Source organism: Streptomyces sp. 4N509B, assembly GCF_052245655.1.
GTDB lineage: Bacteria > Actinomycetota > Actinomycetes > Streptomycetales > Streptomycetaceae > Streptomyces.
This window is the reverse complement of sequence record NZ_JBQQBZ010000007.1, coordinates 129182-142099: the sequence shown is the minus strand read 5'-3', so window position 1 is coordinate 142099 and position 12918 is coordinate 129182. Positions and strand designations below refer to the sequence as shown.

Genomic DNA, 12918 nt, shown 5'->3' with positions numbered 1-12918 from the left:
GAGCGCCCGAGACCGCCGCGGAGGACGACCGCCCATGCGCGAGCAGAAGATCAGCGAGTTCCTGGACCAGCTGGCCGACCGCGTGCCCGCGCCCGGCGGCGGAGCCACCGCCGGCCTCCACGCGGCGCAGGCCGCCGCCCTGCTCGGCATGGTCGCCCGCTACAGCACGGGAGCGAAGTACGCCACGCACGCCGCCACGATCGAGCGGATCACGGCCCGCGCCGACGAGCTGCGCGGCCTCGCCCTGAGGCTGGCCGAGGACGACGCGGCGGCCTTCGGCCTCGTCGCCGAGGCCTACCGCCTTCCCCGGGACACCGACGAGGCCAGGGCGGCACGCTCCGCCGCCATCGCGCGGGCCCTGGCCACCGCGGCCAGGCCGCCCGCCGGCGTGATCGCGCTCGCCAGGACCCTGGTCGAGCTGGCCGAGGAGCTCCTGCCGATCGGCAACCGCACCGTCGTCACGGACGTGGCCGCCGCCGCCGAGGCCGCGCGGGCCGCCGCCACGACCGCCCGGCTGAACGTCGAGACCAACCTGAGCGGCGTCCGGGACGACCGGGCCCGGGCCGAGCTCACGGCCGAGGCCGCCACCGTCGACGACCTCGCCGCCCGCGCCGAACGGGTCACCGCCGCCGTCCGTGAGGAGATCGCCGCATGAGGCTCCCCTCCGTCCCCTCCGTCCTCTCGGGCAGGGACCTGGCCGCCGCCGTCCGCGTGGAGACCGCGACCGAGACCGCCGCCGTCCCGGCGCGGCTCGCGGTCGTCGTCGCCACCGCGGACGAGTCCACCGCCTGGTACGTCCGCTCGATCGCCAAGGCCGCCGTCAAGGTCGGCATCACCTGCGACGTCACCGACCTCGGCCCCGAAGCGGACGCCCCGACGATCCGGGCGACCCTCGCCGCGCTCTCCGCCGACCCGACCGTCCACGGGATCATCCTCCAGACCCCGCTGCCCGTGGGCGTGACGCAGCAGGAGGCCGCCCTCGCCATCGCCGTCGAGAAGGACGTGGACGGCGCCAACCCCCTCTCCCTCGGCCGCCTCGCCGCCGGGCTGACCGCCCACGCCCCGGCGACCGCCGAGGCCGTCGTCCGCCTCCTCGACCACCACGGCGTCGACCTGGCGGGCCGACACGTCGCCGTCGTCGGCCGCTCCACGGTCGTCGGCAAGCCCCTGGCTCACCTGCTGCTGGACCGCGACGCCACCGTCACCGTCTGCCACTCCCGCACCACGGACCTGGCCGCCGTCACGGCGCGGGCCGACATCGTCGTGGCGGCGGCCGGCCGCCCCGGCCTCATCACGGCCCGCCACCTCGCCCCGGGGGCGGTGGTCGTCGACGTGGGCACGAACCCCACGCCGGACGGCGGCCTGGTCGGCGACGTGGACGCCGTCTCGGCCTCGGCCAGGGCTTCGGCCCTCACCCCGGTCCCCGGCGGCGTCGGCCCCGTGACCACCGCGCTGCTGCTGCGCCACACCGCGCGGGCGGCGGCCACCACGGCCGCCGCCTCCAACGGCCACGCGTAGGGCCGTTCCTGGCTGGCCCGGACAGGTCTGGACAGGTCTGGACTGGTCCGGACGGGTCCCGGACAGGTCTCGGACGGATCTGGACAGGTCAGGACGGGTCGGGACAGGACAGGGGTCAGCCGGGAGCGGTCCGGGAGCGCCGGCCGCGAACGCCTCAGGCGACGGGGTCCCGCTCCACCGGGCAGCTCATGCAGCGCGGCCCGCCGCGACCACGCCCCAGCTCGCTGCCGGGGATCTCCAGCACCTCGATGCCGTTCTCCCGCAGGTGGGTGTTGGTGGTGACGTTGCGCTCGTAGGTGACGACCACGCCCGGCTCCACGGCCAGCACGTTGCACCCGTCGTCCCACTGCTCGCGCTCGGCGGAGTGCACGTCCTGCGTCGGGGTGAGCACCCGCACGCGCGGCAGGTCCAGGGCGGCGGCGATGGCGTGGTGCATGTGCTCGGGCGGGTGGTCGGTGACCTTCAGCTCCTTCTCGCCCGCGCCCGGCTCGATCGTGTACGAGCGGAGCATGCCGAGCCCCGCGTACTGGGTGAACGTCTCGCCGTCCACCATGGTCAGCACCGTGTCCAGGTGCATGAACGCGCGCCGCTTCGGCATGTCGAGCGCGACGATCGTGCGGGCGGAGCCGGCCGCGAACAGCCGGCGGGCCAGCAGCTCCACCGCCTGCGGGGTGGTGCGCTCGCTCATGCCGACGAGGACCGCGCCGTTGCCGATGACCAGCACGTCGCCGCCCTCGATCGTCGAGGGGTGCTCGCCCTCCCCCTCCGACCAGGTGTGGAAGGCGCCGGCGCGCTCGGCCGCGAAGAGCGGGTGGTGGCCGTAGACCGCCTCGAAGTGGACGCTCTCCCGCCGGCGGGCCGGCCACCGCATCGCGTTGATCGCCACCCCGTCGTAGACCCAGGCCGAGGTGTCACGGGTGAAGAGGTGGTTCGGCAGCGGGCCGAGGAGGAAGTCGTCGGGCGCCATCACGTGGAAGCGGACCGAGACCGGCTCGACGAAGCGTTCGAGGTACTCCCGCTTGGTCATGCCGCCGATCAGCGCCTCCGCCAGCTCGGCGGTGGGCAGCGCGTCGAACACGGCGCGCAGCTGCTCCGTGGCGAGCGGCCCGTACTCGCGCTCGTCGAAGACCCGGTCCAGGACCAGGGAGCGGGCCTCGGGCACGCGCAGGCTCTCGGTCAGCAGCTCGCCGAAGAGGTGGACGGCGATGCCGCGCTCGCGCAGCAGGCGGGCGAAGGCGTCGTGCTCCTGCTGCGCGCGGCGCACCCACAGCACGTCGTCGAAGAGCAGGTCGGCACGGTTGGACGGGGTCAGCCGCTTCAGCTCCAGACCGGGCCGGTGGAGGATCACCCGACGGAGCCGGCCGGTCTCGGAGGACACGTGGTACGTCATGCCTCCCATCCTCGCCGACGACCCTCGCCGCGGTGGGGTCCCCCACCGTTCCTCCGGTTCCCAGGACATCCGGCTCTCCGGCTCTCCGGTTCTCCGGTTCTCCGGTTCTCCGGTTCTCCGCCCGAACAGTGGTTCGTGCGCCTGCGGCGTGTGGGGTGCGTCCCAGGGGGCAGAAGTCCACCGTGGCGAAGACGCGCGATGAGGAGTCCCAACTCCCCTCCCAGCGATGGCGGCTCGTGGGTCCCGGTCTGGTCGTCGCGGCGACGGGTGTCGGCGCCGGGGACCTGATCGCCACCAGCGTCGCGGGCGAGCGGTTCGGATACACCCTGCTGTGGGCGGCCGTTCTCGGCTGCCTGATCAAGATATCCCTGGCCGAGGCGACGGGCCGCTGGCACCTGGCCACCGGCACCACCATCTTCGACGGCTGGCGGCTGCTCGGCCCGTGGACCGCCTGGTACTTCGGGGCGTACGTCGTCGTCTGGGGCTTCGTCTACGGCGCGGTCGCCATGGCGGCGAGCGGGCTGCCGCTGGCGGCACTCTTCCCCGACGGGCCCGAGTACCGCTTCTGGGGCATCTGCTGCGGGCTGCTGGGCCTGGTCTGCGTGTGGTTCAACCGCTACGCCGTCATCGAGCGGATCATGACGATCCTCGTCGGCGCGATGTTCGTGGTCGTCGTCAGCGTCGCGCTGCGGGTGACCCCGGACCTCGGCGAGCTCGCAGCGGGCCTGGTGCCCACCGTCCCCGACGGCTCCCTCGTCTACACCCTGGGACTCATGGGCGGCGTCGGCGGCTCGATCACCCTGGCCGCGTACGGCTTCTGGGTGAACGCCAAGGGCTGGACGCTCCCGCGCTGGATCCCGGTGATGCGGCTGGACAACCGCGTGGCCTACGCGATGACGGGGATCTTCGTCATCGCGATGCTGATCGTCGGCGCCGAGCTGCTGCACGCCGGACAGATCGCGCTGGCCAGCGGCGACCAGGGCCTCCTCGACATCGGCGAGGTGCTGGAGGACCGCTTCGGCACGGCGACGATGAACCTCTTCCTGATCGGCTTCTTCGCCACGGCGTTCAGCTCCGTCGTCGGCGTCTGGCACGGCGTCAGCCTGCTCTTCTCCAGCTTCGTGGCGAGCCAGCGGGGCGGCGCGGGCGCGAGCGGGGGGAGCGCGGGGAGCGGGTCGAGCGGGGCCACCTCGGAGAGCGTCGCCGAGCACGAGCGCTCCTGGCCCTTCCGGCTCTACGTGCTGTGGCTGACCTTCCCGCCCATGCTGCTGCTGTTCACGGACCGCCCCGTCGCGCTGACCCTGGCGTACGGCGTGATCGGCGCCATGTTCATGCCGTTCCTCGCCGTCACCCTGCTGTGGCTGCTCAACACCCGCCACGCGCCGTCGGCATGGCGCAACGGCCCGGTCAGCAACGTCATGCTGGCGGGGTCGGCGGTCCTCTTCGCCGTGCTGTGCGTCTACGAGATCCGGGACCTGCCCTGGTGACGGCGGGGCGCGGCGCGGTCAGCGCTCCTCCTCGTCCCACCAGCGGTCGTCGGGCTCGCGGCGGTTCGCCACGATCACCGCGATCGGCGGGATGACGGCCGCCACGAGACACATCGCCACGGCCACCGGCACCGACCAGAGGCGCACCACCGACCACGCGCCGACGAACAGCACGATGCAGAGCGTCATCAGCGCGAAGTAGCGGTGGCGCCTTCGCGCGTACACACCTTCAGCCTACGTCCGCGCCGCCCGTCGGACGGGCGGCGTGACGGACGTCGACGGACACCGGTCCGACCGGCGGCCGCGGCTCCGGTCAGGCGACGAAGGCCGCCGCCAGGAGGTACGGCAGACCCCCGGCGAGAACGCCGGCGGCGATCACGGTGGCCGTCATCGTGGCGCGGTCCTCCCGGACGCGCGAGACGAGGCCGAGAACCACGAGGCCGAGCGTGCCGAGCAGCAGTTCGTAGAGGACGAAGAGGGGGGAGGCCAGCACGGCGACGGCGAAGGTCGCGAGGAAGAGCGTCAGTGTTCGCCGCGAGGTCCTGCTGTCCAGCGTCCTGTCCAGCCTGTTCTCCAGCGCCTGGTCCATCACCGAACTCCTCAACACGGCCGGGGTGGTTACCGTTGTGTAACCAATCTCCCCAGGAGATCGCCGGCTCAATCGGATCCTCCGGGGTCCGTGTCGGATCTTCTCCTCGAAGTGCTCGCGAAACCATCACGGAGTGGACCAGTGGCGGACGTCTCGCCCTCTGGTGTTGGACTGTGGAAGCCGGGATGATAGGCCTTCACGCGTGGTCGTGATGCGCGTAGAAGCATGTCATGTACAGGACATCTGCTCGGGTCCAAGCTCGTTCCCCCCACACTTCCGGCATCCTCCCGAAGGGAGTTCACCGTGGCCTGCTCGACAACCCCGCTGTGGGCGGGGGAGACCACCTGGTTCTGCTGCGGCGCGGCCTGGGGGCCGTGCGGCTCCGCCGGCGGCGGAGCCTGCGGCAACTGCCGCTCCGCGGCCAACCACACCGCCTGGCCCAACGCGTCCCAGGCGTGCTGGGACATCACCCGCCCCGACCTGTGCGGCGAGACCGGGATCGTCCGCCGCGGCTGCGGGTCGGTGATGAACGTCAGACACCAGTGCTCCGGCGCCACCGTCTGCGTCACCGTCACCGACTGCGGCCCGCGCACCCGCAGCTTCTGCGGCGAGCAGACCTGCTGCGGCGGCTCCTGCCGCGTCAACCGGGTGCTCGACCTGACCCCCGCCGCGTTCTCCGCCCTCGGCAGCCTCAGCTCCGGCGTGCTGCCCGTGATCATCACCGAGTGAGCCCGGGACCACGACAGACACGACAGGAGGAGATCGTCATGACAGCGCACCACTCGGCGCACCGCCTCGGCCGCCGTGGCTTCCTCAGCTCCGCCGCCGTGGGCGGCGCGACCATCGTCGGCGCCTCCGCGCTGGGGGCGCTCGACGCCGACGCGGCGTTCGCCCAGCCCACGCCCTCCCTGGACCCGGCCATCGCGAAGACCTCGTTCGCCGAGGGCCGGATCACCGCCGTCAGCGGCAGCCTGCTGCACGTCGCGGGCTCCTACGGCGAGCGCCACCGCATCCAGCTCACCCACGCGACCAGCGTCTGGAAGGTCCGTCCCACGACGGTCGACGACGTCGAGGTCGGCGACGGGCTCTACGCGCGTGGCGTGGAGATGCCCGACGGGACCATGGCCGCCGATGCCGTGTGGGTCAACATCGTCAACCTCTACACCACCATCCGCGGCATCCAGCGCGGCCGGCTGTACCTCTCACACGGCAACCACGAGCTCATGGGCCGCACGCTGCCGGAGACCGCCGCCTCCTACGCGGGCGGCGCCCTCACCTCCGACCTCTCCCGGCTGCGCATCGGCCAGCCCGCCCAGGTGCTGGGCGCCTGGCGGCCGGCCGACGACTCCATCGACCTGGTCCGCGTCACGGTGGGGCACTGACCGCCGTGGCGGGGAAGAAGGAGGAGAGGAAGGTGACGCGATCATGACCTGGACCGCCGCGACGAGCCCGCTGGCGCTCCTGCTGGCGGGCCTGCTGGCCCTCACGGGACTCGGCAAGCTCACCGACCGCGCGTTGGCCGCCCAGGCCGCGCGCACCGCGCTGCCCCGCCTGGTGCGGGGCGGGGCCCGCGCCACCCGCGTGCTGCGGGCCGCCGCGGCCGCCGAGGTGGCGCTGGCGGTCGGGCTGCTGGCCGCTCCCGCGCTCGACGCGCCCGCGGCGCTCGCCGCCGCTCCCGGCGTCGGCGCGGCGCTGCTCGGCGCGGGCTTCCTCGGGTACCTGGGCTACGCCCGTGCGGTGGCGCCCGAGTCGTCCTGCGGCTGCACGGCCAACGACGACACGCCCGTGACCTGGCACTCCTTCGCCCGCGCGGGCGTCGTGGCACTGGGCGGCGCGGCGGTGGCGGCCGCCGCCCTCGCCGACGGGGCGCCGTGGTGGCGGGCGTTCGGTGACCACCCGGCCGGCTTTGGCGCGCTGCTGGTGGCGGGCGCGGTGGGCCTGGCGTACCTGTCCGCCGGTCCCGACCGGCGCTGGCTGCTGCCGCTGCGCCGGCTGCGGCTGCGGCTCGCGGGACACCCGCTCGCCTCCGGCGCGGGCGCCGCGGCGGGTTCGGGCGGCCCGGTGCCGGTGGCGGCCTCGGTGGAGCTGCTGGAGCGCTCGCTGGCCTGGGAGACGGCCATGCCGTTGGTCCGCTCGGGGCTGGTGGAGCACTGGGACGAGGACGGTTGGCGGATTCTGCACTACACGGGCGCCCACCGGGGCGAGGACGGCCGTGAGCGGCCGGTCTCGGTGCTCTTCGCCCTGGACGCCACGGCGGACCGGGACGACGCGCGCGGGCACGTCGTCCGGGTGAGTGTCGTGGACCAGGAGTCGGAGCGGGTCCTGACCTCCGCGGCGCTTCAGGACCGGCTGCCGGCGACAGCGGCCTGAGCCCGTCCGGCCGCGGCGCACGAAGCGGCCCGTGCCCGCGGCGGGCACCAGCGACGGGCGTCAGGGGGCCCGGCGCCCCGACGGGGGCGCCGGGCTCACGGACGGGCCGCACCGGCCCCGGACCACGCGAGCCCGTACACACAGGGTGGTGCCAGGGAGCGTTAGCCCAGTCAACGACGCCGTCGACCTGACCCCGGCCAGCCGCCTGCGGGTCCGCGACCGGGACGACCCCGGCGAGTACGCCGCCCTGCGCGAGCAGCTGGCGGAGCGGCTGCGTCACCTCGCCGGGCACCTCCCCGAGCTCGCGTCGGGCGCCGGCCCCGGCTCGCTGGACGGCGCGACCACCAGCGTCGCGGACCTCGCCCGCGCCGGGCTCGTCACGTACGAGGGGCCGGAACCGGTCCCGGCCAGCGAGCAACCCGACACGGACTATCTGCGGGGATTCCTCCGCGGCTCCGTGAACACCCGTCGCTCCGCCAGCGCCAGCGGGACGTGTCGCCCAGACGACCAGCGCCGGTACGGCTCCGCCTTCCGGGCCCTGTCCGCGTTCGAGGAAGGGATACGTCGAATCGACGAGCTGAGCCGGCAGCTCGCCGAGGTCGCCCGCGACGGCCTCGCGACGGGTGCCGTGGGCCCGAGGAGTAAGAACGGCTCCGGCCCTCTGACGGAATGTTCGCACGGGTCCGGGCCGGACGGCCGGTCAGGCGGCGCGGTGTCGGGTGGAAGGAACGGGCTCGGGGGCACCGCTCGACGTCACGCTCAGACCTTCGCGGGCGCGTGCGCGCACACCGATCTCGTGCGGCGCGAGGCCGTCGGCGGGCAACGAGCGGACCCGGTCCACCAGAGCCTCGGCCTCCTCCTGCCGCGTCGCGTACCCTCACGCCTGGGGCCGGCGCCCGCAGAGCAGGGAGCGGTGTCCGGCCAGCGAGTCCGTGCCCTCGCCCTCCAGCGCGTCGACGGAGACGGGTGCGAGTCCCTCCGACCAGGTAAGGATCTCCTCGGCCGAGCGGTAGTTGACGCGCAGCCGGAAGCTGCGGCCGGCCGTGGCGATGCCTCGGCGGCCACCACGCATCCCTTCAGCAGGAGGAACCTGTGCGTGCCGTTGCTCCGCACTCGGTGAGCGGATGACCACGCGCCTCCTCCCCGCCCCCGGTACCGCGATGCGGAAGCCGGGCGTTTCGGGGAAGGCTGCCAGGCGCGCGCGCCCGATCGAGCTCGGCGGTCTTGACGGCGAGTGCTGCCTGAGGCAGTTTATTTTCAGAACATCTTCAGAAAATTTCCGTCACGAACCGTCACGTACCCCCACACACAAAGGTGCGAGGACGGTCGCCCGACGGTCGGATCCGCATCGCTCAGTTCTTCGCCGAGGCGCGATTGCCGCCTTGCCCCCCACGCGAGGAGATTGATCTTCCATGTCCTGCCTCTCTGCGGAGCCTTCTCTCCGCCAGGTTTTCGCGGTGGTCACCGATTTGATCGCCCAGGAGGTCCCGGCCGGTGGCCGGCACCACAGGTCCGCGCCCGACACCGTCGGCGCCCTGGGAGCGTGGGTGACTGAGCACCGGCGCTGATCCGGTACGACGGTGTCAGCGGGGGATCCGCATCCGCAGCGTCCAGCCCGGGCCCCGTTCTCGACCAGAGCGAAGGGCTCACGGAGGACGCGGGGTCCCCGTGCGGCGGGGTCACACCCCGACGATCAACGTCTGACACAGCTCGGTGCGTATCACGGCGGCCCGAGGACACCGGGCGTCGCCACCGGTCCTTCAGAAGTTCTCGCATGACCGGGAAGCCACGAGGACCGGTCCGGTGCCACGGACCGTTGCGCACCGCGTCACATCGACGGTTCGGACAGCCTCTGGCGGAGCGGGGCCGACCGGAACCGCCTAACCAGGAACCAGTCAGGGATGAGGAGATCCCCATGCCAAGAGGACGTATCAGCCGTGGGCGCCTGTCCGCGCTGCTCACCGCCGTGGTCGCGAGCGTGGTCGCGTTGGCGGTGACGCCCGTCGCCGACCTGGCCACCGCGGACACCAGCGGCGCCGCGCGCGGTGCTGGATCCGGCGACGGGTCCACGGCCAGCCAGTGTTCCCTCCCGTCGACGTACCAGTGGTCGTCGACGGATGCGCTGGCGCAGCCAGCCAACGGGTGGGACTCGCTGAAGGACTTCACCGCCGTCGTCCACAACGGCCAGCACCTGGTCTACGGCTCGATCTACACCGGGTCCGGGTACAGCTCGATAGGCTTCGCTCCCTTCGGGGACTGGTCGCAGATGGCCTCGGCCCGCCAGACCCAGATGAACGTGGGGACGGTGGCGCCGACGCTGTTCTACTTCGCGCCCAAGGACATCTGGGTCATGGCGTCCCAGTGGAGTCAGTGGCCCTTCTTCTACAGCACCTCCAACGACCCCACCAACCCCAACAGTTGGTCCCAGCCCCGGGAGCTGTTCAACGGCAGCATCTCCGACTCCGGCACCGGCCCGATCGACCAGACCCTGATCGCTGACGACGAGAACATGTACATGTTCTTCGCCGGCGACAACGGCAGGATCTACCGGTCCAGCATGCCGATCGGGAACTTCCCCGGCAGCTTCGGCACCTCCTACGAGACCATCATGACCGACACCAGGGAGAACCTGTTCGAGGGCGTGCAGGTCTACAAGATCCAGGGCCAGAACCAGTACCTCATGATCGTCGAGGCGATGGGCGCCAACGGGCGCTACTTCCGCTCCTTCACCGCCTCAAGCCTCGACGGCCAGTGGACCCCGCAGGCCACCAGCGAGAGCAACCCCTTCGCGGGCAAGGCCAACAGCGGCGCCACCTGGACCAACGACATCAGCCACGGTGACCTGGTCCGCGCCAACCCCGACCAGACCATGACCATCGACCCCTGCAACCTGCAGTTCCTCTACCAGGGCCTGCCCCACGGCACCCCGCCGGGCACCCCCTACAACGAGCTGCCGTGGCGGCCGGGCCTGCTCACTCTCCGGCAGTGACACCAGCCTGGTCCACGGTGACCGCGGTGCGGTGCGGTCCGCCGACGCGTGGACGAGTGGTTAACGGCGTGGGCAACCCCACCTGATGACCGATACGCACCGCCTTGTCGCCACCTTGAGGAACCCCAGCCGCACGTCGGCCGGGGTTCCTCTCTTTCATGGGACCGTCAACGTGGGCACGGACCGCGGCGGTGCGGCGCGGTGGACGCCGCGGGCCGCGCGTCGGAGAGAGGCAGGCCGGACGGTCTGGCCGGTGGGTGGGTGGGGGATCGTGTCCCAGCGGTCGGCCAGCGCGGAGACGAGCGCCAGGCCGCGCCCGCTGGTGCGGAGCGCCGCGGCTCCGTCGGCGCCCGCCGTGTCCGCCGTGTCCGCCGTGTCCGGCGGAGGGACGCGGGGCAGAGATCCCCGCGTGCGTCGGCGACCTCGACACGAAGACACCCCGAGGGAGAATTCGGAGACGAGCGTGAGCCGGAAGACGCGGCCGATCGCGCGGCCGGGTTCGCGTGCGCGGAGTACCGCGTTGGAGGCGAGTTCCGCGACGACGCGTGCGGCACGCTCCGCCGGGGCCGACTCCTTGACGACCGTCACACCCCGCACGTCTGCCCGAGCCATGACTCGGGTAGCACGCGGTCACCAGAAGGGGTGGGAACGGCGGGCCGCTGGACCCCGCCGGCGCCGCCCGGCCGGGTCCAGGACGCGGTTTGGCGGGGGTTTGGCGAAGGCCCGCCGACCTCCCGGGTGTCAGGATCCGGCGATGACGCGGCCGAGCGGGCGCGAGGTGGCCGAGAAGGTCGCACGAATGGGCCGCACCCCTGTTGACCTGCGCGTACGCGGACAGGGGTGCGACGGCGGGGTGGCGTGGGTGCTCAGATGTCGCGGAACGTCTCGATCTGCGCGCCGACCGAGTTCAGCCGCTCGGCCAGGTCCTCGTAGCCACGGTTGATCACGTAGACGTTGCGCAGCACCGAGGTGCCCTCGGCGGCCATCATCGCCAGCAGCACCACGACGGCGGGACGCAGCGCCGGCGGGCACATCATCTCCGCCGCGCGCCACCGCGTCGGGCCCTCCACCAGCACCCGGTGCGGGTCGAGCAGCTTCAGCCGCCCGCCCAGCCGGTTGAGGTCGGTGAGGTAGATCGCGCGGTTGTCGTAGACCCAGTCGTGGATCATGGTCGAGCCGTGCGCGCTGGCCGCGATGGCGGCGAAGAACGGCGCGTTGTCGATGTTGAGCCCGGGGAAGGGCATCGGGTGGATCTTGTCGATCGGCGCCTCCAGCTTGGAGGGGCGCACGGTCAGGTCAGCCAGCCGGGTGCGGCCGTTGTCCGCCCGGTACTCGGGGCCGAGGTCGTGGTCCAGGCCCATGCCCTCCAGCACGGCCAGCTCGATCTCCAGGAACTCCATGGGCACCCGGCGGATCGTGAGCTCCGACTCGGTGACCAGCGCGGCGGCGATCAGGCTCATCGCCTCCACCGGGTCCTCGGAGGGCGAGTAGTCCACGTCGCGGTCGATCTGGGGCACGCCGTGGACGGTGAGCGTCGTGGTGCCGACCCCCTCGATGCGCACGCCCAGCTGCTCCAGGAAGAAGCACAGGTCCTGGACCATGTAGTTGGAGGAGGCGTTGCGGATCACGGTCACGCCGTCGTGGCGGGCGGCGGCCAGCAGCGCGTTCTCCGTCACGGTGTCGCCGCGCTCGGTCAGCACGATGGGCCGCTGGGGGGCGATCTGCTGGTTGACCGTGGCGTGGTACATGCCCTCGGTCGCCGTGACGTCGAGGCCGAAGCGGCGCAGCGCCATCATGTGCGGCTCGACGGTCCTGGTGCCGAGGTCGCAGCCGCCCGCGTAGGGGATCCTGAAGGTGTCCATGCGGTGCAGCAGCGGCCCGAGGAACATGATGATGCTGCGGGTGCGGCGGGCGGCCTCGATGTCGATGGCGTCCAGGTCCAGCTCGGCCGGCGGGACGATCTCCAGGTCCGCCCCGTCGTTGATCCAACGGCTGCGGACGCCGATGGAGTTGAGGACCTCCAGAATCCGGAAGACCTCCTCGATCCGGGCGACGCGGCGCAGCAGCGTGCGGCCGGAGGTGAGGAGGGAGGCACACAGCAGCGCGACGGCGGCGTTCTTGCTCGTCTTCACGTCGATACTGCCCGACAGGCGCCTGCCGCCGACCACCCGCAGGTGCATGGGGCCGGCGTAGCCGAGGGAGACGATCTCGCTGTCGAGCGCCTCGCTGATGCGGGCGATCATCTCAAGGCTGATGTTCTGATTGCCGCGCTCGATGCGGTTGATGGCGCTCTGGCTGGTGCCGAGAGCATCCGCGAGCTGGAGTTGTGTCCAGCCGCGATGCTGGCGGGCGTCCCGGATGAGCTGCCCGATCCGGGCAAGGTAGTCGTCGCTCATGGATCAAACTCTATCTCACATATGAGATGAGGCTCGTTGGGGGCTGTTATGGCAGGCCATTCGGGTGAGGGGGCCCGGCCGCGTCACCCGTTCGATGTTACGATTATCTCGACATCAAGATATCTGGTCGTGGTCGCCCTCACCCGCGCCGGCTCGGGGATCCGACGGGTCCACCGGGG

The 12918-nt window shown here is 72.4% G+C and carries 11 protein-coding genes and 1 pseudogene; 7 read left to right on the top strand and 5 right to left on the bottom strand.

Annotated elements, in window-relative coordinates:
• Positions 1-34: 34 nt before the first annotated feature.
• Both ACTWP5_RS10270 and ACTWP5_RS10265 read left to right on the top strand, forming a co-directional pair.
• Positions 35-655, top strand: a complete 621-nt coding sequence (locus ACTWP5_RS10270; protein ID WP_443220510.1) for a cyclodeaminase/cyclohydrolase family protein — start codon at positions 35-37, stop codon at positions 653-655.
• Positions 652-1518: a bifunctional 5,10-methylenetetrahydrofolate dehydrogenase/5,10-methenyltetrahydrofolate cyclohydrolase gene (locus ACTWP5_RS10265; RefSeq protein WP_443220509.1), complete on the top strand. Its 867-nt coding sequence runs from the start codon at positions 652-654 to the stop codon at positions 1516-1518. Before ACTWP5_RS10270 ends, ACTWP5_RS10265 begins: the two co-directional genes overlap by 4 nt.
• A 154-nt stretch (positions 1519-1672) precedes the next feature.
• On the opposite strand, the gene ACTWP5_RS10260 is transcribed toward ACTWP5_RS10265, so the two are convergent.
• Positions 1673-2908: an arginine deiminase gene (locus ACTWP5_RS10260; RefSeq protein ID WP_443220508.1), complete on the bottom strand. Its 1236-nt coding sequence runs from the start codon at positions 2906-2908 to the stop codon at positions 1673-1675.
• 182 nt (positions 2909-3090) lie between these two features.
• On the opposite strand from ACTWP5_RS10260, the gene ACTWP5_RS10255 reads away from it, so the two are divergent.
• A complete protein-coding gene (locus ACTWP5_RS10255; protein ID WP_443220507.1) occupies positions 3091-4395 on the top strand; it encodes an Nramp family divalent metal transporter in 1305 nt (434 codons plus the stop codon).
• An 18-nt stretch (positions 4396-4413) separates the two neighbouring features.
• Here ACTWP5_RS10255 and ACTWP5_RS10250 read toward each other — a convergent pair whose 3' ends face one another.
• Positions 4414-4620, bottom strand: coding sequence for a DUF3099 domain-containing protein (locus tag ACTWP5_RS10250; RefSeq protein ID WP_443220506.1), 207 nt, complete (start codon positions 4618-4620; stop codon positions 4414-4416).
• Between the two features lie 88 nt (positions 4621-4708).
• Entirely contained in the window at positions 4709-4984 is a 276-nt protein-coding gene (locus ACTWP5_RS10245; protein ID WP_443220505.1) for a hypothetical protein, read from the bottom strand.
• Positions 4985-5287: 303 nt separating this feature from the next.
• Here ACTWP5_RS10245 and ACTWP5_RS10240 point away from each other — a divergent pair, with 303 nt between their 5' ends.
• From ACTWP5_RS10240 to ACTWP5_RS10230, 3 genes are read left to right on the top strand one after another with little or no spacing between them, the layout of a single operon-like run.
• Complete coding sequence (locus ACTWP5_RS10240; protein WP_443220504.1) at positions 5288-5713, top strand: septal ring lytic transglycosylase RlpA family protein; 426 nt, start codon at positions 5288-5290, stop codon at positions 5711-5713.
• 38 nt (positions 5714-5751) lie between these two features.
• The gene (locus ACTWP5_RS10235) at positions 5752-6366 is read left to right on the top strand and encodes a cell wall protein (protein ID WP_443220503.1); all 615 of its coding nucleotides are present in this window, start codon (positions 5752-5754) and stop codon (positions 6364-6366) included.
• A gap of 43 nt (positions 6367-6409) precedes the next feature.
• The gene (locus ACTWP5_RS10230; protein ID WP_443220502.1) at positions 6410-7354 is read left to right on the top strand and encodes a MauE/DoxX family redox-associated membrane protein; all 945 of its coding nucleotides are present in this window, start codon (positions 6410-6412) and stop codon (positions 7352-7354) included.
• A gap of 877 nt (positions 7355-8231) precedes the next feature.
• Here the strand turns inward: ACTWP5_RS10230 and ACTWP5_RS10225 are convergent.
• Positions 8232-8426, bottom strand: coding sequence for a hypothetical protein (locus tag ACTWP5_RS10225; RefSeq protein WP_443220501.1), 195 nt, complete (start codon positions 8424-8426; stop codon positions 8232-8234).
• A gap of 1005 nt (positions 8427-9431) precedes the next feature.
• On the opposite strand from ACTWP5_RS10225, the pseudogene ACTWP5_RS10220 reads away from it, so the two are divergent.
• Positions 9432-10343: pseudogene (locus tag ACTWP5_RS10220) on the top strand (non-reducing end alpha-L-arabinofuranosidase family hydrolase); the annotation flags it as partial.
• A gap of 866 nt (positions 10344-11209) precedes the next feature.
• Here ACTWP5_RS10220 and ACTWP5_RS10215 read toward each other — a convergent pair.
• Entirely contained in the window at positions 11210-12739 is a 1530-nt protein-coding gene (locus tag ACTWP5_RS10215) for a helix-turn-helix domain-containing protein (protein WP_443220500.1), read from the bottom strand.
• Between the last annotated feature and the right edge of the window lie 179 nt (positions 12740-12918).